This window comes from Pistricoccus aurantiacus, from assembly GCF_007954585.1.
In the GTDB taxonomy this organism is placed as follows: Bacteria; Pseudomonadota; Gammaproteobacteria; order Pseudomonadales; family Halomonadaceae; genus Pistricoccus; species Pistricoccus aurantiacus.
Window position 1 is genome coordinate 418,301 of record NZ_CP042382.1, and the last position, 20,537, is coordinate 438,837.

The following is a 20,537-nucleotide window of genomic DNA, read 5'->3' on the forward strand; positions in this document are numbered from 1 at the left end:
TTCCTCTAATTTATTAACAATTATCTCAACATCTTTAATTATTTATACAATAAAAAAGGACCCGGAGGTCCTTTCTATTTTCTGCCTAAAATAGCGGCCTGTATTTTTACCGAATCACCCCTGCCCTTTAATCGCAGCCAATCCCGGATAACGGGCCTGGTCGCCAAGCTGCTGTTCGATTACCAGCAGGCGGTTGTACTTGGCGACGCGGTCGCTGCGGCACAGGGAGCCGGTCTTGATCTGGCCGGCGGAGGTGGCGACGGCGAGGTCGGCGATGGTGGTGTCCTCGGTTTCGCCGCTGCGGTGGGAGATGACCGCGGTGAAGCCGGCGTCCTGGGCCATCTTGATGGCGTCGAGGGTTTCCGAGAGGGAGCCGATCTGGTTGAACTTGATCAAAATGGAGTTGCCGATCTGCTCGTCGATGCCGCGCTTGAGGATACGGGTGTTGGTGACGAACAGATCGTCCCCCACCAGCTGTACTCGGTCGCCCAGGCGTTCCGTCAGCGCCTTCCAGCCGTCCCAGTCGGATTCATCCATGCCGTCTTCGATGGAGACGATGGGATACTGGTCGCAAAGCTGCGCCAGGTAGTCGACAAAACCGTTGGCATCAAACGTCTGCCCTTCTCCGGCCAGGTCGTACTGGCCGTCCTTGTAGAACTCGGAGGAGGCGCAGTCCAGGGCCAGGGTAATGTCCTTGCCGAGACTGTAGCCGGCGTTTTCCACCGCTTCCTTGATGACTTCCAGGGCTTCGGCGTTGGAGGAGAGGTTCGGCGCGAAGCCGCCTTCGTCACCCACCGCGGTGGCCAGACCCCGGACGGAAAGCACCTTCTTCAAGGCGTGGAAGATTTCCGCGCCCATGCGCAGCGCCTCGCGGAAGTTTTTCGCTCCCACCGGCTGGATCATGAACTCCTGAATATCGACGTTATTATCCGCGTGCTCGCCGCCGTTGATGATGTTCATCATCGGCACCGGCATGGAATACTGGTTCGGCGTGCCGTAAAGCTCGGCGATATGCGCGTAGAGCTCGACACCCTTGTCCGCCGCCGCCGCCTTGGCCGCCGCCAGGGACACCGCCAGGATGGCATTGGCGCCGAGGGTTTCCTTGTTGGCGGTGCCATCGAGTTGGTTCATGGCGTCATCCAGCGCGCGCTGGTCCGCCGCTTCCATGCCCACCAGGCGCTCGCGAATCTTGTCGTTGACCGCCTCGACCGCCTTGAGCACGCCCTTGCCCAGGTAGCGGGACTTGTCGCCGTCACGCAATTCCAGCGCTTCCCGGGATCCGGTGGATGCGCCGCTCGGCGCGCAGGCCACGCCTTTGGCGCCGCTTCCCAGGGTCACCTGTGCCTGTACCGTCGGGTTACCGCGGGAGTCGAGCACTTCGAGGGCCTGAATGTCCGCAATCTTGGTCATCTGTTTATCGTCCTTATGCTATTTATTTATATTACGAGCCGGTGGGAGGTAAAAAGTATCGGTGACATCAGTATCGCGCAAAAGCGTGACGGAACCTTGAATAGTCCGGATAACGCTTTTGGTACATGAGTCGCGGCAGGGAAAAAGCATCGGCCTCAACGAATTTCCAGCGGCGCGAAGCCCTTGACCAGATCGTCGATGGCCTTGAGCTGAGCCAGGAAGGGTTCAAGCCGATCCAGGGGCAAGGCGCAGGGGCCATCGCACTTGGCGCTGTCCGGGTCCGGATGGGCTTCGAGAAATAGGCCGGCGAGACCTACCGCCACCCCGGCCCGAGCCAGTTCCGCCACCTGGGCCCGGCGGCCGTCGGCGCTGTCGGCACGGCCGCCGGGACGCTGCAGCGAGTGAGTCACGTCGAAGAACAGGGGATAGCCGGTCTCTTTCATTTCGCCGAAGCCCAGCATGTCGACGACCAGATTGTTGTAGCCGAAGCTCGAGCCGCGCTCGCAGAGAATCAGCTGTGCATTGCCGGCTTCCTCGCATTTACGAATGATATGGCGCATTTCCTGGGGCGCCAGGAACTGCGGTTTCTTGATGTTGATCACCGCCCCGGTCTTTGCCATGGCCACGACGAGGTCCGTCTGGCGAGCCAGGAACGCCGGCAGCTGGATGATATCCGCGACTTCCGCCGCCGGCGCGGCCTGCCAGGGCTCGTGCACGTCGGTGAGAATCGGCACGTTGAAGCGCGCCTTGATCTCCGCCAGCCACTCCAGGCCCTTCTCCAGCCCCGGGCCGCGGAAGGAGTGAATGGAACTGCGGTTGGCCTTGTCGAAACTCGCCTTGAACACGTAGGGAATACCGAGTTTCCGGGTCGCTTCCACATAGGCCTCGGCGACGTCCAGCGCCAGTTCCCGGGATTCCAGCACGTTCATGCCGCCGAACAGCATCAGCGGCAATGAATTACCGGTCTGCAAGCCGGCGAATTCGATGATTTTCTGCTGATCCTGCATGGCGGCTGTCCTTTATTGGCGAATAAGAAAGATCAAGCTTGCGGCTGGGGCTGAGCCTGGGTGCGCTGCGCCTTGTGATTCAGCGCCGCCTGGATGAAGCCGCTGAACAGCGGATGGCCGTCCCGGGGCGTCGAGGTGAATTCCGGATGGAACTGACAGGCCACGAACCAGGGATGCTCCGGCAGCTCGACCATTTCCACCAAGGATCCATCGACGCTCTTGCCGGAAACCATCAGGCCGGCTTTTTCCAGGTCGTCGATGAACTGGTTGTTGACCTCATAACGATGGCGGTGGCGTTCGACGATTTCCTCCGCGCCGTAGGCCTCCCGGGCCCTGGACCCCGGTTCGAGATGACATACCTGACCGCCGAGACGCATGGTGCCGCCCAGGTCCGAGGCGGCGTCCCGCAGTTCGATCTTGCCTTCCGGCGTGATCCATTCGGTGATGAGACTGATCACCGGGTGCTGAGTGTCGTGGCTGAACTCGGTGGAATTGGCATCCGTCCAGCCGGCGACGTTGCGGGCGAACTCGATGACCGCTACCTGCATGCCCAGGCAGATGCCCAGGTAGGGAATGGCGTTCTCTCGGGCAAAGCGTGCCGTGGCGATCTTGCCTTCCACGCCGCGCTCGCCGAAACCGCCAGGCACCAGGATCGCGTCCTTGCCCGCCAGGCGCTCGGTGCCATGATGCTCGATATCCTCGGAATCCACATAGTCGATATTGACCTTGACCCGCCCCTGGATGCCCGCGTGAATCAAGGCCTCGTTCAGGGATTTATAGGCGTCGAGCAGCTCCATGTACTTGCCGACCATGGCGATGTTGACGGTCTTGAGCGGATTGATCTTGGCGTCCAGCACGCGAATCCACTCGGAGAGATCCGCCTCGGCGGCTTCCAGACGCAGCTTGTCGCAGACGATATCGTCCAGGCGATGCTCGTGAAGCATCAACGGAATACGGTAGATGGTATCCGCGTCCTGCAGCGGCACCACCGCCCGCTCTTCCACGTTGGTGAACAGGGCGATCTTGCGGCGCTCGGTTTCCTCGAGCTCCACTTCGCTGCGACAGATCAGGATATCCGGCTGGATACCGATGGAGCGCAGTTCCTTGACGCTGTGCTGGGTGGGCTTGGTCTTCGTTTCTCCCGCCGTTTTTATATACGGCACTAACGTCAGGTGCATAAAGATCGCCCGGCTGGCACCGAGTTCGCTTCTGATCTGGCGAATCGCCTCGAGAAACGGCAGCGACTCGATATCCCCCACGGTGCCGCCGATCTCCACCAGCGCCACGTCCGCGCCCTCGCTGCCCGCGTAAACTCGGCGCTTGATCTCGTCGGTGATATGCGGAATCACCTGCACCGTGCCGCCCAGGTAGTCGCCGCGACGCTCCTTGCGCAGCACGTGCTCGTAGACCCGGCCGGTGGTGAAGTTGTTGCCCTGGGTCATGCGGGTGCGAATGAAGCGCTCGTAGTGGCCAAGATCGAGATCCGTCTCCGCGCCATCCTCGGTGACGAACACCTCGCCGTGCTGGAAGGGACTCATGGTACCCGGATCGACGTTGATGTAGGGATCCAGCTTGAGCATGGTGACCTTGAGGCCGCGAGCCTCGAGGATTGCCGCCAGCGAGGCGGAGGCGATGCCCTTGCCGAGTGAGGACACAACGCCGCCGGTCACGAAGATATATCGTGTCATGAAAAACCTGTCGAAGCATGAACATTAGGCGCTGCAGAAAGCCGCGCCAGGATGGGACGACAGGATAGCAGACTCGCCTCTGGCGCTCAATTTCGCTCGTTCGAGGCGTTATCTGCGAATTCTTCCAAACGGCACAAAATATTCATACTTCCAGAAAATCGAGAATCCCTTCCGCCGCCTGGCGGCCTTCATGGATGGCGGTGACCACCAGATCCGAGCCGCGCACCATATCGCCGCCGGCGAAGATCTTCGGGTTGCTGGTCTGGAAGGCGTAGTCACCCTGTTCTGGCGCGGTGACCCGGCCCCGGTCGTCGACGGCGATTTGCTGGGACTTGAACCAGACGATATCGTCCGGCTGGAAGCCGAAGGCGATGATCACCGCATCCGCCGCAAGAATTTCCTCGGAGCCGGGCACCACTTCCGGACGCCGACGACCCTTCTCGTCCGGCTCGCCCAGGCGGGTGCGCACCAGCTTGACGCCTTCCACGCCCTCCTCCCCTTGAATCGCTACCGGCTGGCGGTTGAACAGGAATTCCACCCCCTCTTCCCGGGCGTTGGCGACTTCCCGCTTGGAACCGGGCATGTTCTCCTCGTCCCGACGATAGGCGCAGGTCACGCTCAAGGCCCCCTGACGAATCGCCGTGCGGTTGCAGTCCATGGCGGTATCGCCGCCGCCCAGCACCACCACCCGCTTGCCCTTGAGGGAAACGTAGTCCTCCGGGTCCTTCTCGAAGCCCAGGCAGTGATTGACGTTGGCGATCAGGTAGTCCAGCGCTTTGTGCACCCCGGGCAGATCCTCCCCGGGAAAGCCCCCTTGCATGTACTTGTAGGTGCCCATGCCCATGAAGACCGCGTCGTACTCCTCGAGCAGGGATTCGATCATGACGTCCTTGCCGATCTCCGTATTGAGACAGAACTCCATACCCATTTCCTCGAAGACGCTGCGGCGGCGCTCCATCACGTGCTTCTCGAGCTTGAACTCGGGAATGCCGAAGGTCAGCAGGCCGCCGATTTCCGGATGACGGTCGAACACCACCGGCCGCACGCCGTTGCGCACCAGGATATCCGCGCAGCCGAGCCCCGCCGGACCGGCGCCGATCACCGCCACCTTCTTGTCGGTCCAAGTGACCTTGGACATGTCCGGCCGCCAGCCCAGGGCGAAGGCGGTGTCGGTGATGTACTTCTCCACAGAGCCGATGGTCACCGCGCCGAAGCCGTCGTTCAGGGTGCAGTCTCCCTCGCAGAGACGATCCTGGGGGCAGACCCGGCCGCAGACCTCCGGCAAGGTGTTGGTCTGGTGGGAAAGTTCCGCCGCCTCGAGAATGTTGCCCTCCGCCACCAGCTTGAGCCAGTTGGGAATGTAGTTGTGCACCGGGCACTTCCATTCGCAGTAGGGGTTGCCGCACTCCAGGCAGCGATGGGCCTGGCTCGCCGCCTGCTGCGGCTTGTAGGGCTCGTAGATCTCCGTGAACTGCCTGGCGCGCTTGTAGGCTTCCTTCTTCGGCGGGTCCACGCGACCCACGTCGATGAATTGAAAGTCGTTGCTCAATCGGTTGGCCATATTCGTTATTCCTCCGTCCAGGCTTATTCCGGGCGCCGCCGGGACTCGTTCAACAAGCTCCCCAGGCTCGCCGCCTTGGGCTTGACCAGCCAGAAGTGCCGCAGGTAATCACCGAAGTCGTCGAGTATGTCGAAACTGCGGGCGGAACCGGTGGCCTCGTGGTAGGCGGTGATGATTTCCCGCAGGTAGCGCCGATAGGCCTCCATGGCTTCCGTGTTGATGCGATGAATTTCCACCAGCTCGTGGTTGACCTTGTCGACGAACAGCCGGTCCTCGTCGAGCACATAGGCGAAGCCCCCGGTCATGCCCGCACCGAAGTTGTCGCCGGTTTCGCCGAGCACGCAGACCAAGCCGCCGGTCATGTATTCGCAGCAGTGATCTCCGGCGCCCTCGATCACCGCGGTGGCGCCGGAGTTGCGCACCGCGAAGCGCTCTCCTGCGGTGCCCGCCGCATAGAGCACACCGCCGGTGGCCCCATACAGACAGGTATTGCCGATGATCGCCGTCTTGTGGCTCTCGAACCGGCTCTCCCTGGGTGGCACGATGACGATACTGCCGCCGTTCATGCCCTTGCCCACGTAGTCGTTGGCGTCGCCTTCCAGGTGAAGATTCAGCCCGCAGGCGTTCCAGACGCCGAAGCTCTGGCCGGCCACGCCGGTGAAGCGGGCGGTGATCGGCGCGTCGCTAAGGCCCGGCTCGCCGTAGCGCTTGGCGATGGCCCCGGAGGCCAGCGCCGCCACGCTGCGATCGCAGTTGGTGATGCTGAAGTGGAACTCCCCGCCGGACTTCTCTTCGATGGCCTCCTTGAGTGCCGCCAGCACCTCCTGATTCTTGGCCCCCGGGTCATGGGGAACGTTGCGACTGACCTGGCAGTACTGGGGCGCGTCCTTGGGCACGAAGTCGTTGTTCAGCAGCGGGGTCAGGTCGAGGCCGCGCTGGGCGCGGGTTTCGCCCTCGAGAATCTCCAGCAGGTCCGTGCGGCCGATCAGATCCGTAAGCTTGCGCACCCCGAGCATGGCCATCAGCTCCCGCACCTCCTCGGCGATGAAGCGGAAGTAGTGCTTTACCATGTCCACGGTGCCGCGGAAGTGCTCGTCCCGCAGGTACTGATGCTGGGTGGCCACGCCGGTGGCGCAGTTGTTCAGATGGCAGATGCGCAGGTACTTGCAGCCCAGGGCGACCATCGGCGCGGTGCCGAAACCGAAGCTCTCCGCGCCGAGGATCGCCGCCTTGACCACGTCGAGGCCGGTCTTCAGGCCGCCGTCGGTCTGCAGGCGAATCTTGTCCCGCAGGCCGTTGATGCGCAGCGCCTGATGCACCTCCGGCAGCCCCAGCTCCCAGGGAGAGCCCGCGTGCTTGATGGAGGTCAGCGGGCTCGCCGCGGTGCCGCCGTCGTAGCCGGAGACAGTGATCAGGTCCGCGTAGGCCTTGGCCACCCCGGTGGCGATGGTGCCGATGCCCGGCTCGGAGACCAGCTTCACCGAGACCTGGGCCTCCGGGTTGATCTGCTTGAGATCGAAGATCAGCTGGGCCAGGTCCTCGATGGAATAGATATCGTGATGCGGCGGCGGCGAGATCAGGGTCACCCCGGGCACCGCGTAGCGCAGCCTCGCGATCAGCTCGTTGACCTTGCCCCCGGGCAGCTGGCCGCCCTCCCCGGGCTTGGCGCCTTGGGCCACCTTGATCTGCAGCACCTCCGCGTTGACCAGATAGGCCGGCGTGACGCCGAAGCGCCCGGAGGCGATCTGCTTGATCTTGGAGCTGCGGATGGTGCCGTAACGGGCCGGATCCTCGCCGCCCTCGCCGGAATTGGAGCGCCCGCCGGTTTCGTTCATGGCCTGAGCCAAAGCCTCGTGGGCCTCCGGGGACAAGGCGCCAAGGCTCATGCCGGCGCTGTCGAAGCGAGGAATCAGATCCTCCACCGGCTCGACTTCCTCCAGCGGCACTGGCTCCGAAGCGGGCTTGAGCGCCAGCAGATCGCGAAGGGTCGCCACCGGCCGCTCGTTGACCAGCCGGGCGAATTTTTTCCACTTCTCGTAGTCGCCCTGCTGCACCGCTTCCTGCAGGGTCATCACCACGTCCGGGTTGTAGGCGTGATATTCCTGACCGTGTACATACTTCATCAGACCGCCCGGGGCGATCGCCTTGCGCGGTTTCCAGGCGTCCTGGGCCAGCAGTTCCTGCTCGAGCTGCAGCTCGCTGAAGCCGACCCCCTGGATGCGCGAGGCCATGCCGGTGAAGCACAGGTCCATCACCTCGGAATTCAGCCCCACCGCCTCGAACAGCTGGGAGCCGCGGTAGGAAGCAAGCGTCGAGATGCCCATCTTGGAGAGAATCTTGAAAAGCCCCTTCTGCATGCCCTTGCGGTAGTTCTCGCGAGCATCCGCCGGGTTGCCCACCAGCTCCCCGGTGTGGTGCATGTCCGCCAGCACCTGATAGGCGAGCCAGGGAAATACCGCGGTGGCGCCGACGCCGAACAGCACCGCCATCTGATGGGCGTCCCGGGCGTAGCCGGTCTCCACCACCAGGTTGACCCGGGGGCGCAGCCCCTGGCGGCCTAGATAGTGATGCACCGCGCCTACCGCCAGCACCGCCTGGATCGGCAGCCGGCCCTTCTCGAGCCCCGCATCCGACAGTACCAGGATGACCTTGTCCGCCTTCGCCGCCTCCTCCGCCTGCTGGCACAGCGTCAGCAGCGCCTGCTTGAGACTGGACTGCGCCGGGTCGTAGGCAAGCGATAACTTCACACTGGCAAAGGCCGGATCGTCCTGCTCCAGCAAAGCGGTGAACTTGCGCGGTGACAGCACCGGAGTGGTGAGAATCAGCCGGTGAGCGTGCTCCGGGGTGTTCTCGAAGACATTACGCTCAGCGCCGATACAGGTCTCCAAGGACATCACGATGGATTCCCGCAGCGGATCGATGGGTGGGTTGGTGACCTGAGCGAATTTCTGGCGGAAATGATCCGTCAGCAGGCGTCGCTGGCGAGACAGCACCGCCATGGGGGTATCGTCACCCATGGAGCCCACCGCTTCCTGACCACTCTCCGCCAGCGGGCGCAGCAGCTGGTCCCGCTCCTCGAAGCTGACCCGGAACATCTTCTGGTAGACGTTCAGCTCGTCGCGTTCCATGGGCTGGAAACGCGCCAGCTCCGTCAGGGCGGATTCAAGATAGTGCGCCTGCTCCTTGAGCCAGCGCTTGTAGGGAAAGGCGGACTTCAGGCGCCGATCCACGTCCCCGGTATGCAGCACCTCGCCGGTCTGGGTATCGATACCCAGCACCTGCCCCGGGCCGACCCGGCCCTTGGCCACCACGTCCTCCGGCTTGTAGTCGTAGGTGCCGATCTCCGAGGCTAGGGTGATGTAGCCGTTCTTGGTAATCACCCAGCGGGCCGGGCGCAGGCCGTTGCGATCGAGCATGCACACGGCGTTGCGGCCGTCGGTCATCACCATGCCCGCCGGGCCGTCCCAGGGCTCCATGTGCATGGAGTTGTAGGAATAGAAGGCGCGCAGCTCGCTATCCATCAGTTCCACGTTCTGCCAGGCCGGCGGCACCATCAGGCGAATGGCGTTGTAGATATCCATGCCCCCGGTGAGCAGCACTTCCAGCATGTTGTCCATGCTCGAGGAATCCGAGCCACGGGTATTGACGATTTCCTCGAGATCGGTGATCTCGCCGAGCCTGTCGCTGATGAAGTTTTCCTTGCGCGAATTGGCCCAGCCGCGGTTGGCCTCGATGGTATTGATCTCGCCGTTGTGAGCCAGGAAGCGAAACGGCTGGGCCAGGGGCCAGCGGGGCTCGGTGTTGGTGGAAAAGCGTTGATGGAAGACGCAGATCGCCGTCTCCAGCCGAGAATCCCCCAGGTCGTGATAGAAGGTCGGCAGGTCCGCGGGCATCATCAGTCCCTTGTAGGAAACCACCCGAGTCGACAGGGAGCAGACGTAGAAATCCTCTTCGCCGCGAAGCCGCTCTTCCGCCTTGCGCCGGGCCATGAACAGATCGACGTTGGTCTGCTCCGGGGGGCGCCCGTCCGTGGCCTCGACGAAGATCTGACGAATCCGCGGCAGGCAGTCCAGGGCCATGGGGCCGCAGACGCTGGGGTCCGTGGGCACGTCTCGCCAGCCGCGCACCTCGAGGCCGCGAGCGGTCAGTTCCGTTTCGAGCACGTCTCGTCCTTGGGCTTCTCGGGCATCGTCATCCGGCAAAAAGACGACCCCTACGGCAAAGTTGTCCCCAAGCTCTACCTCCAGCGCCTCGCGAGCCACCTCGCGAAAGAACGCCCTGGGCATTTCCATCAGCAGGCCGCAGCCATCGCCGGTCTTGCCATCCGCGGCGATGCCGCCCCGGTGGGTCATGCAGGTCAGGGATTCGATGGCGGTCTTGAGTAGATCGTGGCTGGCCTCTCCCTGCATATGGGCGATCAGACCGAAGCCGCAGTTGTCCCGGAATTCGCCGGGCTGGTGAAGGCCTTTTTGCATAAACGTATCTCGCAAGAAGTGGACTGCCAAGGGTTCAACCGACAGAGATGCGACCCGGACAGGAGTGGGGTCGATCGCTTCAATTCGGATGTTATGCAATATACGCATGCCCCATGCTTAACATGGAAATCAAGATAAACGAAACCTTGCGGCAATGCAAAAGGCCCGCTTTCGCAAGCGGGCCTTGGCTGGCAGCGTGTGCAATCTCGATCAGTGGCGTCGGTCAGTCGCGGGGGAAATCGTCTAGCAGGCGCTCGAGCAGTTCCGGTGGCGCCTGGTCCGTCAGGCAGGCGTCGCCCAGGTGGCGCAGCAGGATCAGGCGTAGCTTCGAATCAATGTTCTTCTTGTCCAGGCGCATGCGCGCGAGGAAATCGCTGGTGCTCATGTTGGCGGGGGCCGCCAGGGGCAGGCCGGCAGCGTCCAGCAGCCGGGCAACCCGCTCGACCTGAGTCTTGCTCAACCATTCCAGGCGTCGGGAAAGCTCCGCCGCCATCAGCATGCCGGTGCCCACCGCTTCGCCGTGCAGCCAGGCGCCATAGCCCTGATGCGCCTCGATGGCATGGCCGAAGGTATGCCCCAGATTGAGCAGCGCCCGCACGCCCTGCTCCGTCTCGTCCTCGGCGACGATGGCCGCCTTCAAGGCACAGCTTTCGAGAATGGCGTGGCGAAGGGCGTCGCTATCGAGAGCCCGCAACGCCGCAACGTTCGCTTCCAGCCAGGCGAGAAAGGCCGCATCGCGAATCAGGCCGTACTTGATCACCTCCGCGAGCCCCGCGGACAGTTCCCGAGGCGGCAGGGTGACAAGGGTGTTTGTGTCGATCAGCACCGCCTTGGGCTGCCAGAAGGCGCCGATCATGTTCTTGCCAAGGGGATGATTGATCCCGGTCTTGCCGCCCACGGAGGAATCCACCTGGGAAAGCAGCGTGGTGGGCACCTGAATGAAGGCTACTCCGCGCTGATAGCAGGCGGCGGCGTAGCCGGTCATGTCGCCGATCACGCCGCCTCCCAAAGCGATCAGGGTGCAGCGTCGATTGAAGCCCGCCTGGAGCAGCGCGTCCCAGATCAGCGAGACGGATGTCAGGGACTTGGTGTGCTCGCCGTCCGGCAGGACTACCTCGCGCACCTCGCAGTCTTTTGGTAGACCTTGCTTGAAGCGCTCCAGATACAAAGGCGCGACGACTTCGTTGGTAACGACCATCACCTGACGACCGGCGAGATAGGGCGACAGCCATTGGCTATCCCCCAGCAGGCCGACACCGATGTGAATGGGATAGCTGCGCTCGCCAAGATCGACGCTCAGGGTGGTGGTGGAAGCATCTGCGGACATGAGGGGCTCGATTGGAAAGAAAGGCGTCAGACTTTGCAGGAAGTCAGGGGGTCGATCAACTGCCTGACTCGACGCAGGATATCGTTGACCACCGCTCGAGGGCCGCGCCGGTCCGTGCGCACGACCAGATCCGAGGTGGCGCGATACAACGGGTCGCGGCGGGCGAAAAGAGTGCGCAGGACGGCTTCTCGATCGTCGGTCTGCAGCAGCGGACGATTACGATCCTTGGCGGTGCGATGAAGCTGCTGTTCCACGGTGGTATACAGATAGATCACCGTGCCGCGCTCCCGCAGGACACGGCGATTGTCTTCTCGCTGTATGGCGCCGCCGCCGGTGGCCAGGACGATGCCATCGAGACCGGACAGCTCCTCGATCATCGCCGCTTCCCGCTCGCGAAAACCCGCCTCGCCTTCCACGTCGAAGATCCACGGAATGTCCGCGCCGCATCGCGACTCGATCTCGTGATCGCTGTCGTAGAAGTCACGCGCGAGTTCGGCCGCCAGATGGCGGCCGATGGTGCTTTTGCCGGCCCCCATGGGGCCGACCAGAAACAGATTGGGAATATCCTGCATTACCGAATGGCCAGCCCGTCCTCGAGAATTCTGGGAGTGATGAATACCAGCAACTCTACCTTCTCGTTCTCTTCTTGGGTATAGCGGAAGAGGTTTCCGAGCACGGGAATATCACCCAGGAAGGGAGTCTTGGACAGATTACGCAGCTGCTCGGTGGTCAGGATACCCCCCAGCACCACGGTTTCACCGTTGTTCACCAGCACCTGAGTCTGGATCTCGTTGGTGTCGATAGCCGGCGCGCCGCCGAAGCTTTGATCGGACACGGTGTCGTTGTTGATCGCCAGATCCATGATGATGCGATTGTCCGGGGTGATCTGCGGCGTCACCTCAAGCGACAGCACCGCTTCCTTGAACTCGACGTTGGTGGCGCCGCTGGAGGTGGATTCCTGATAGGGAATCTCGGTGCCCTGCTTGATGACCGCTTTACGCTGATTGGCGGTAATCACCCGAGGCTGGGAAATGGTATGGCTCTTGTTCTCGGTTTCCAGGGCGTTGAGCTCCAGATCCAGCAGGATATCCCCGGAGAGATAGCCGAAGGAGAAGCTCGATGACGCGCCGGCGGCGCTGCCCAGATCCACGCTCAGGCCGCCGTTGGGCGCCGTGCCGTTGCTGGCGCCGCTAAGGTCCAGCTTGCCGTTTCCTCCACCGGAAAGCCCCCAGTCCACGCCCAGCTGGCGGGTCACGCCGTCTCGGGCCACGACGATTCGCGCCTCGATCTGCACCTGTCGCACGGCGATATCCAACCGCTCGATGGTGGCAAGTATCTGCACGATCTGCTCCGCGGTGTCTTGAATCAGCAGGGTATTGGTGCGCCGGTCCACGCTGACTCGACCCCGCTCCGTCAGCAGGCCGAAGCCGTCGGCGCCGCGCAGCAGTGCCGCCAGGTCTTCTGCCTTGGCATATTTCACCTGCAGATATTCCGTGGTCAGCGGCGCCAGTTCCTCCATCTGCTCTCGAGATTCGATCTTCTGTCGATCGATACTGGCAAGCTCTTCCACCGGTGCCACCACGATGACGTTACCTTGACGTCGACTTGCCAGGCCGTGGCTCTTGAGCACCAGATCCAGCGCCTGGTCCCAGGGCACGTTCTGCAGATTGAGGGTGACCTGACCGGTCACGCTATCGCTTGCCACCACGTTCAGGCCGCTGACTTCGCTGATCAGCGACAGCACCGCCCGCACGTCGATATTCTGAAAATTGAGGGTCATCCGCTTGCCGGTGAAAGGAAACTCTTCCTGCTCCTTGACCTTGCTGACCCTGGGCTTGACCGGCTCCGCCTCGATGATCAGACGTCGATCGAGTTGGGTGGAGTTCAGGGTGTAATCGCCGCTGGTCTGAATCGCCAGCTCGATCCCGTTGTTGCCTCGGGTTGGCGTGATCCGGGTGATCGGCGTGGCGAAGTCGCTGACGTCGAGCACCTGATCCTGATCCGGCGGCAGGGTCACGTCCTGCAGGGTAGCGAGAATCTGCCGGCCGGAGCGGCGCACGCGAACGTCCACGTCATCCTGATCGAAATACACGATCAGGCGTCCCGCGCCGCCTTCTCCACGACGAAAATCGAAACTTTCGATAGTCGGCTGCGACGCGTAGGCGCTAGCTGGAAACACCGGCTGCGGCAAGGGCTCGTTGGCCTGAGTCAGCGTCTCGACGGAAGAGGCATCGGCACTCCCCAGGGTGATATAGAGCTGCTCGCCTTGCGCCCGGGTGGTATAGGGCAAGGGGCCGGTGAGGTCGAGCACCAGTCGTGTGCGCTCTCCCGCCTCCAGCACGTTGAGGGTTTCCACGCGATCGAGCCCCAGCTCCCAACGGCGCTGTTCAATCCCGACGGCGGTCTTCATCAGGTCGAAGGTCAGCCGCGGCGGGTCTTCAAGCCGATAGCCGTTCACCTGCGGCACGCCGCCGCTGAAACTCAATACCAGTTCGGTCCCACCGTCGCCGCCGGGGCGGGCCTCGAGATCGGTCAAGGTCGACTCCGCCAGCGCCAGCGAGGGCACCAGCAGGAGTAGCGATATCGCCAATCGACTGATCAGTTTGCCAGTCTTGAACTGCATCATCTTTTCCCCTGGGCTGCAAAGTTGCCGGACAACATGAACGTCAGCCGGCCCGCTTCGTTGATTGTTCTTCGAAGGTCAGTCGGCGCGTGCGCTCCACCCAACCGTTTCCGCCGTTGGTCACCACTTCCATCAGCTGTACCGCGGTATCGGTGATATCGATCACTCGCCCGAAGTCGGTGCCCAGATGATCCCCCTGGCGCAGCCGATGCACTTCGCCATCCGGCGCGCGTACCAGCGCGAAGGTTTGTCCGCCGACCATCAGCGTGCCCACCAGATCCAGGGACTCCAGTTTGAAAGCCTCCAAGGGCTCCTTGGGACGCGAGAGATCCGGCTTGAGATCGCTGGTGTCCTGAGCGACGGGTTCGCTTTCTGGCATGGGAGCCTTGAAGGGGCTGCGCCGATCGCCCTGCTCGTAGGAAGTCGCCACATAGGTAGGTAACTCCGGCAACGGCTCCAGCTCGAAGGAGCCGGGCACCGCGCGCAGTTCCACCAGCTTGCGTTCAAGCGGGGAAAAGTCCGTTTCCGTACAGCCGGCCAGCGTCAGCGCCGCCAGCAGTACACTCAGTCGGCGAATCATGGCCTGGCCTCCTGGTCCGCATCGTCAATCTGGTCGTCGCTAGTGGGTGAATAGCTGTAGGTTCGCGCCAGCATGGAAAGCGTGAGGCGGCCTTCATCGGAAGGTGACAGGGTGAAATCATGCTGGGTCACGATGCGCGGCAAACCCGCCACTCCCGCCAGGAAAGACGCGATGCGGTGGTAGTCGCCGCTCACGCGGATATCGAAAGGCTGTTCGGTATAGAAGTCCTGCTTGATGCGCGGACGCAGGCGAATGGACTCGATGGTCAGCTGATTGTCGATTGCCGTTTCGCTGATGTTATCGATCAACGAAGGGATCTCGGCGCCGCTGGGCAGCATGTCGAGCAAACGATCGAGTCGCGCTTCCAGTTCGTTCATCTGCTCGCTCATGGCCGGCAGACGTGCCGCCTTGACCGCCTTGACGCGGTACTCATCCAGCAGCTCGCTTTCCTTTAGACGCGCCTTTTCCAAGGCGTCTTGACGCGGAGTCACCAGATATGCCTGGGCGGCCCAGAAGGTTGCCAGCAACAGGAGACCAGCGCAGCCAAGCTTCAGCAGCAGCGGCCAGTCGCCGGCCTCCTTGATGTCCAGTTCCCGCCAATCCACTTCTTTAAGACGTTTCCATTCCATCGACCATTTCATGGCGTTTCCCCCATGGCCTCGTGCTGCGCCACGCTCAACGCAAAACGACGGTAACCCTCGGCGGTGCTCTCCACTTCGGACAGAACAGGAATCTCCAGCGCGGATGTGGCCTCCAGCGATCGCAGCTGATCCGACACCTGACGATTGATCTCCGCCAGGCCTTCCAGCCTGAGCGTGTCCTGCTGGCGTTCGAGACGGGTGTAATGAACGCCTTCCTGCAGGCTCGTGGTCAGCTGGTTGAGCACCTGAACGGTCTGGGGACGAGCGAACTGAAGAGCCGTGAACACCTCGATCTGTTCGAGCATCTGCTCGCGCTTCTTCTCGTATTCCCGAACCTGTCCGATCTCCTGATCCAGCAGCCGAGACTGACGCTGCAGATAGTCATTGCGCTGCTGCTGGCCATCGAGACCCTCGGCGTAGTAGAGGCTCATCAGAAAGCCGCCCCCCAATCCGAGCAGCGCCATGAGTCCCAGGGCGTAACAGAAGTGTTTGCCGCGCCGCGCCCGGGCAGCTTCCCGCCAGGGAAGCAGATTGATCTCGATACTCATCGGCTGGTCCTCAAGGCGAGTCCGGTAGCGCCCAACAGGGCGGTCGCGTCTGCCGCCAGGGCTTCGGCGTCGATGCGTGAATCGATCTCCATATGGGCAAAGGGAGTGGCGAGACTGACATCGATGCCGGTTTCCTGCGCCAGGCGATCCCGCAGCCCGGGAAGGACGCCGGTGCCGCCGGACAGCAGAAGACGATCCACCTCGCGCTTGTGGCCTCCGGCGTAATACAGCTGCAGCGAGCGAGCTACCTGCTGTACCAGGGTATCGACGAAGGGCGAGAGGATAGTCGAGTCATAGTCTTCCGGCAGGCCACCCCGCTTCTTGGCAAACCCCGCCTCGGACATGCTCAGCCCGTAGTGCATGCGGATTTCATCCGTCAGTTGACGCCCGCCGTAAGAGGTATCGCGACGATAGACGATGCTGCCCGCGTGCAGGATGTAAAAAGTGTTGAACATGGCGCCGATATCCACCAGCGCCACCGCCTCGCCCAGCACCTGGCTGCCCAGCTGGTGGTGCACCATCTCCGCGAAGACCCGCTCCACGGCGAAGCTCTCCACGTCTACGGCCACCGGCACCAGGCCGACGTTTTCGAGCACTTCCGTCAACTGGGTAACGTTCTGCTGACGGCTCGCGACCAGCAGGACTTCCTGCTGGTCCGCCTGTTTTGCGCTGAGCCCCAGGCGCTGAAAGTCGAAAGCGACCTCGTTGAACGGAAACGGAATGTGCTTGTCGGATTCGAGCTCGATATGGCGTTCGATTTCCTCGTTCTCGAAAGCGGCGGGTACCGTGATGATCTTGGTGATGGCCGCGCTGGCGGGCACCGCGACACAGGTATTGCGGGAGATCGGTTTTGCGGCCTCGAGCACGCGCTCCAATACCCTGGTCACTTCCGCGACATCGCGAATGCGATGCTCTACTACCGCGTCTTCCCGTAACGGGACCACGGCGTAACTGATGACCTGGAAACCGTTACAGGTCGACTTGAGCTCGATCAGCTTGATGGCTGACGAGGTGATGTCGACCCCGATCTGGCATCCCCTGGATTTTCCGAAGCTTAACAAAACCATACCCCTGCGCGTCGTGTCGCTAATGTTTATTCTGTCTTTCAGGCTTATCGCCCATTAGCACTAACACTTGAGATTGTAGCAAAAAGTTACTTTATTGTTACATTTAATTTCTAATACACACAATAAAGTCCTTCCAAAGCACTCAAGGCTGGTGACTCGGCAACGGGCTACTTATAATGCGTAGCGGCGGCTACTTTTGCGTAATCCCCGCCCTACGCCACACCATCACGGATATCGCCATTTCATGAAGTTATTCAAAACGTTAGTCGTATCAGCGATATGGCTCGTGCTGTCCCTTACCGCGGCCGGGCTACTCGGGGTGGCAGGCGCCGCGCTTTACTTCGCGCCGGGTCTGCCGGACGTGCGCCAGCTTCAGGACATCGAACTGCAGGCGCCGCTGCGCATCTTCACGCGAGACGGCAAGCTGATCGGCGAGTACGGCGAGGAGCGTCGCCAGTCGATAACCTTCGAGGAAATTCCTCAGGAAATGATCGATGCTCTGTTGGCGGCGGAAGACGCGGGCTTCTTCGACCACAGCGGTGTCGAACTCAAGAGCCTGGCCCGGGCGGCGCTGGAACTCGCCACCAGCGGCGACATCCAATCCGGCGGCAGCACCATCACCATGCAGGTGGCGCGTAACTACCTGCTGACCCTGGACCGCACCTTTACCCGCAAGATTCGCGAGATCCTGCTGTCGCTACAGATGGAACAAGTGCTGAGCAAGCAGGAAATCCTTTCTCTCTACGTCAACAAGATATTCCTGGGCCATCGCGCCTACGGTATCGCCGCCGCCGCGAAGACCTATTACGACCGGCCGCTGGAAGAGCTGACGCTATCGGAAATCGCCATGATTGCCGGGCTTCCCAAGGCGCCTTCCCGCTTCAATCCGCTAGCCAATCCGGAGCGCTCGCTGATTCGCCGCAACTGGATTCTGTATCGCATGCGCGAACTCGGCTTCATCGATCAAGAGACCTATGCCCAGGCGGTACAGGCACCGATCACCGCCCAGCGCTACAGCGTGGAGCCCGAAGTCGAAGCGCCCTACGTAGCGGAAATGGCCCGACAGTTCGCCCAGGACCGCTATGGCAAGGACGCTTACACCGGCGGCTATCACGTTTACACCACCCTGGACAGCGAACTGCAGCCGCTGGCTCGTCGGGCCTTGACCCAGGGCTTGATCGCTTACGACACTCGCCACGGCTGGCGCGGCCCGGAAGAAACCGATATTCCCGCCAGCCTGGTGGAGGCCCAGGACCGCACCGCTCGCAGCGGGCTGGAAGAAGAGCTTGCGGAGTCCGAGGTGCGCGAAACCGCACGTCAGGCCGCCGCCAGCAGTCAGACCCGAGTCACCGGCATCGAAGGCGATGTCAGCAACTGGCTGCGAGTGCTCGAACGCACTCCGGCCTACGGACCCTTGAAGCCGGCGATCGTGATCGAGAGCGAGGGACGCGAGATGCGCGTGCTCGATCAAGAGGGCGAGGTCATCACTCTGGACTGGGAAGCCTTGAACTGGGCCCGGGAGTATCGCGGCCCCAAGGCGCGCGGTCCGGCGCCCTCCTCCGCGGCACAAATCGCCGAACGCGGCTCGCTGGTGCGTATCCTCCAGCGCGACGACGGCAGCTGGCGTCTTTCTCAACGGCCCGGTATCGAAGGCGCGATCGTGGTGACCAACCCGGATAACGGGGCCATACTTGCCCTGCAGGGCGGTTTCAGCTTTTCCTCCAGCAAGTTCAACCGTGCCATTCAGGCCAAGCGTCAGCCGGGTTCCACCTTCAAGCCCTTCGTCTATCTGGCGGCGCTCAAGATCGGCGACATGACGCCGGCCACGGTGATCAACGACGCACCAGTTGTCATGGCGGACAGCGGCGGGCTATGGCGACCTACCAACTCCGGCGGCCAGTTTCGCGGCCCGACTCGCTTGCGGGAAGCGCTGACCCATTCGCGCAACCTGGTGACGATTCGCCTGCTGCGCAGCATGGGCATCAACCCCACCCTGGATTTTCTCGCCGGCTTCGGCTTCGATCGGGAAGCGTTGCCGCATAGCCTTTCCCTGGCGCTGGGCACCGCCGGTCTGACGCCGCTGGAGGTAACCAACGGCTACGCGATTCTTGCCAACGGCGGTTTCCAGGTCTCACCCTGGTTCATCGACCGGGTCGTACAGGGTGAAGAGGACGAGGTCATCGACAAGGCTACGCCCCGGGTTGCTTGCCGTAGCTGCGACGAGCAGACGAAAGAGGTAGAAATCGACGGCGAGCGCTACCCGGTGGCGGGCCGCATCGCCGACTCCGGTACCGTCTATATTCTGCGGGATATGCTTCGGGACGTGATCGAGCATGGTACCGGCCGTGGCGCCCTGGAGCTCGACCGCCAGGATATCGTCGGCAAGACCGGCACCACCAACGACCAGCGGGACGCCTGGTTCGCCGGTTTCAACAGCAACCTCGCGGTGGCGGTATGGGTCGGCAAGGACAACAACGAAAGCACGGGGGAGTACGGCGCCCAGGCGGCGCTGCCAATCTGGAAGGATTTCATGCGCGAAGCCTTGAAAGGCAAACCGGAGGCCATGCCGGAGCGCCCGCAGGATATCGTTTCTGCGCGGGTCGATCCGGAAACCGGACGTCGTCTGCATGACGATCAGGGCGGCGGTATTCAGGAAATCTTTCTGGAAAACCATCTGCCGGAATACGCGGCCCGACAGGTCGATCGTGAACTGGAACGTCAGACCGGCTCTCAGGGAACGGGCTCTTTTGAGGCTATCTTTTAAAACCAGAGGCCCGTATCGACCGGTTCTTTGGATCAATCAGTACAAGGAAGTTTTCTGATCTTTCATTCTGTCCTTAGCCGAAGCCTGGTGCCAATAGTCGCCTTGGGCTTGGTGACTCCTAGCGTCATGGTTTGGGCAGCTCCCTTCTACTCGCCCCCACCGCCTCAGGATGATGCGCCGAGTTTCAGTGGCGATGGTGAGCTCGGCTACACTAATTTATCCGGTAATACGAACAGTGAAACTCTTATCGCCAAAATACGCTTGACCTGGCTGACCGGTCTCTGGACTCATCGTCTAAGAGGCGAAGCCAAAAGCGTGGTCAAGGATAGCGACACCAGCGCCGAGCAATACCTGCTGTCGGCGCGTGGGCGGCGCGATCTGGAAGGGCCGCACTATCTATTTGGATTCGCGCGCTGGGAGAAGGATCGTTTCAGCGGCTACGATCAACAGTTCACGATGATCGCCGGCTACGGGCGAACCTTGCTGGACGAAGAGACTCGCTGGTTGGCCTTGGAAACTGGCGCGGGCTATCGGCTGGATGATCTCGAGGATGAAGCCAAACGACGGCTGAGCGTCGCTTATGGCGCTGTGGATGGTGGTTGGTACTTCTCTGAAACTGCTTCGTTAAGTCAGGAGCTTTCTTTGGAAGTGACCCGTAGGGAATTGACGACACGCTCGCTCACCGCTCTGACCGCCCATCTAAATTCGCACTTGGCCTTGCGCCTGTCCCACGAAATCAAACACAACTCGTCACCCCCGGATGAGGCCGAGGCCCATACCGATCTCACGACCAGCGCCTCCCTGCTTTATCAATGGTAAACGCATCGTCGACCAGCAGCTTTGTAC

14 protein-coding genes are annotated in these 20,537 nt (G+C 62.0%); 2 read left to right on the forward strand and 12 right to left on the reverse strand.

Annotation, left to right across the window (positions count from 1 at the left end; all coding sequences use genetic code 11):
- Window positions 1-114: 114 nt before the first annotated feature.
- The 12 genes from eno to pilM all read right to left on the reverse strand — a co-directional run bounded on the left by eno (window position 115) and on the right by pilM (window position 16,927).
- Window positions 115-1,410 carry a phosphopyruvate hydratase gene (gene eno, locus FGL86_RS01970; protein WP_147183026.1) on the reverse strand — a complete coding sequence of 432 codons (1,296 nt, stop codon included), beginning with the start codon at window positions 1,408-1,410 and terminating at the stop codon, window positions 115-117.
- A gap of 155 nt (window positions 1,411-1,565) precedes the next feature.
- The gene (kdsA, locus tag FGL86_RS01975) at window positions 1,566-2,417 is read right to left on the reverse strand and encodes a 3-deoxy-8-phosphooctulonate synthase (RefSeq protein ID WP_147183027.1); all 852 of its coding nucleotides are present in this window, start codon (window positions 2,415-2,417) and stop codon (window positions 1,566-1,568) included.
- 32 nt (window positions 2,418-2,449) lie between these two features.
- Window positions 2,450-4,105 (reverse strand): CTP synthase, encoded by a 1,656-nt coding sequence (locus FGL86_RS01980; RefSeq protein WP_147183028.1) that lies wholly within the window; start codon window positions 4,103-4,105, stop codon window positions 2,450-2,452.
- A 142-nt stretch (window positions 4,106-4,247) separates the two neighbouring features.
- Window positions 4,248-5,666 carry an FAD-dependent oxidoreductase gene (locus tag FGL86_RS01985; protein ID WP_147183029.1) on the reverse strand — a complete coding sequence of 473 codons (1,419 nt, stop codon included), beginning with the start codon at window positions 5,664-5,666 and terminating at the stop codon, window positions 4,248-4,250.
- A gap of 23 nt (window positions 5,667-5,689) precedes the next feature.
- Window positions 5,690-10,141: a glutamate synthase large subunit gene (gene gltB / locus FGL86_RS01990; RefSeq protein ID WP_147183030.1), complete on the reverse strand. Its 4,452-nt coding sequence runs from the start codon at window positions 10,139-10,141 to the stop codon at window positions 5,690-5,692.
- A gap of 223 nt (window positions 10,142-10,364) precedes the next feature.
- Window positions 10,365-11,468, reverse strand: a complete 1,104-nt coding sequence (aroB, locus tag FGL86_RS01995) for a 3-dehydroquinate synthase (RefSeq protein WP_147183031.1) — start codon at window positions 11,466-11,468, stop codon at window positions 10,365-10,367.
- Between the two features lie 26 nt (window positions 11,469-11,494).
- Window positions 11,495-12,040 (reverse strand): shikimate kinase AroK, encoded by a 546-nt coding sequence (gene aroK, locus FGL86_RS02000; protein ID WP_147183032.1) that lies wholly within the window; start codon window positions 12,038-12,040, stop codon window positions 11,495-11,497.
- Entirely contained in the window at window positions 12,040-14,094 is a 2,055-nt protein-coding gene (locus FGL86_RS02005) for a type IV pilus secretin PilQ (protein WP_246131709.1), read from the reverse strand. Before FGL86_RS02005 ends, aroK begins: the two co-directional genes overlap by 1 nt.
- 40 nt (window positions 14,095-14,134) lie before the next feature.
- Window positions 14,135-14,671: a pilus assembly protein PilP gene (locus FGL86_RS02010; protein ID WP_147183034.1), complete on the reverse strand. Its 537-nt coding sequence runs from the start codon at window positions 14,669-14,671 to the stop codon at window positions 14,135-14,137.
- The gene (locus FGL86_RS02015; protein WP_147183035.1) at window positions 14,668-15,312 is read right to left on the reverse strand and encodes a type IV pilus inner membrane component PilO; all 645 of its coding nucleotides are present in this window, start codon (window positions 15,310-15,312) and stop codon (window positions 14,668-14,670) included. The genes FGL86_RS02010 and FGL86_RS02015 overlap by 4 nt, the downstream gene beginning before the upstream one ends.
- Complete coding sequence (locus FGL86_RS02020) at window positions 15,309-15,860, reverse strand: PilN domain-containing protein (protein WP_147183036.1); 552 nt, start codon at window positions 15,858-15,860, stop codon at window positions 15,309-15,311. The genes FGL86_RS02015 and FGL86_RS02020 overlap by 4 nt, the downstream gene beginning before the upstream one ends.
- Complete coding sequence (gene pilM, locus FGL86_RS02025) at window positions 15,857-16,927, reverse strand: type IV pilus assembly protein PilM (protein ID WP_147183037.1); 1,071 nt, start codon at window positions 16,925-16,927, stop codon at window positions 15,857-15,859. Before pilM ends, FGL86_RS02020 begins: the two co-directional genes overlap by 4 nt.
- Window positions 16,928-17,171: 244 nt before the next feature.
- Here pilM and FGL86_RS02030 point away from each other — a divergent pair, with 244 nt between their 5' ends.
- Window positions 17,172-19,691 (forward strand): penicillin-binding protein 1A, encoded by a 2,520-nt coding sequence (locus tag FGL86_RS02030; protein WP_147183038.1) that lies wholly within the window; start codon window positions 17,172-17,174, stop codon window positions 19,689-19,691.
- A gap of 126 nt (window positions 19,692-19,817) precedes the next feature.
- A complete protein-coding gene (locus tag FGL86_RS02035; protein WP_147183039.1) occupies window positions 19,818-20,510 on the forward strand; it encodes a DUF481 domain-containing protein in 693 nt (230 codons plus the stop codon).
- Window positions 20,511-20,537: the final 27 nt, after the last annotated feature.

Bases quoted from the DNA above. Each gene is read 5' to 3' on its own strand.
- FGL86_RS01980 (WP_147183028.1), bottom strand. From the start codon at position 4,105: ATGACACGATATATCTTCGTGACCGGCGGCGTTGTGTCCTCACTCGGC.
- aroK (WP_147183032.1), bottom strand. From the start codon at position 12,040: ATGCAGGATATTCCCAATCTGTTTCTGGTCGGCCCCATGGGGGCCGGC.
- FGL86_RS02015 (WP_147183035.1), bottom strand. From the start codon at position 15,312: ATGAAATGGTCGATGGAATGGAAACGTCTTAAAGAAGTGGATTGGCGG.
- FGL86_RS01985 (WP_147183029.1), bottom strand. From the start codon at position 5,666: ATGGCCAACCGATTGAGCAACGACTTTCAATTCATCGACGTGGGTCGC.
- FGL86_RS02030 (WP_147183038.1), top strand. From the start codon at position 17,172: ATGAAGTTATTCAAAACGTTAGTCGTATCAGCGATATGGCTCGTGCTG.
- FGL86_RS02005 (WP_246131709.1), bottom strand. From the start codon at position 14,094: ATGATGCAGTTCAAGACTGGCAAACTGATCAGTCGATTGGCGATATCG.
- FGL86_RS02010 (WP_147183034.1), bottom strand. From the start codon at position 14,671: ATGATTCGCCGACTGAGTGTACTGCTGGCGGCGCTGACGCTGGCCGGC.
- gltB (WP_147183030.1), bottom strand. From the start codon at position 10,141: ATGCAAAAAGGCCTTCACCAGCCCGGCGAATTCCGGGACAACTGCGGC.
- pilM (WP_147183037.1), bottom strand. From the start codon at position 16,927: ATGGTTTTGTTAAGCTTCGGAAAATCCAGGGGATGCCAGATCGGGGTC.
- eno (WP_147183026.1), bottom strand. From the start codon at position 1,410: ATGACCAAGATTGCGGACATTCAGGCCCTCGAAGTGCTCGACTCCCGC.
- kdsA (WP_147183027.1), bottom strand. From the start codon at position 2,417: ATGCAGGATCAGCAGAAAATCATCGAATTCGCCGGCTTGCAGACCGGT.
- FGL86_RS02035 (WP_147183039.1), top strand. From the start codon at position 19,818: ATGGTTTGGGCAGCTCCCTTCTACTCGCCCCCACCGCCTCAGGATGAT.
- FGL86_RS02020 (WP_147183036.1), bottom strand. From the start codon at position 15,860: ATGAGTATCGAGATCAATCTGCTTCCCTGGCGGGAAGCTGCCCGGGCG.
- aroB (WP_147183031.1), bottom strand. From the start codon at position 11,468: ATGTCCGCAGATGCTTCCACCACCACCCTGAGCGTCGATCTTGGCGAG.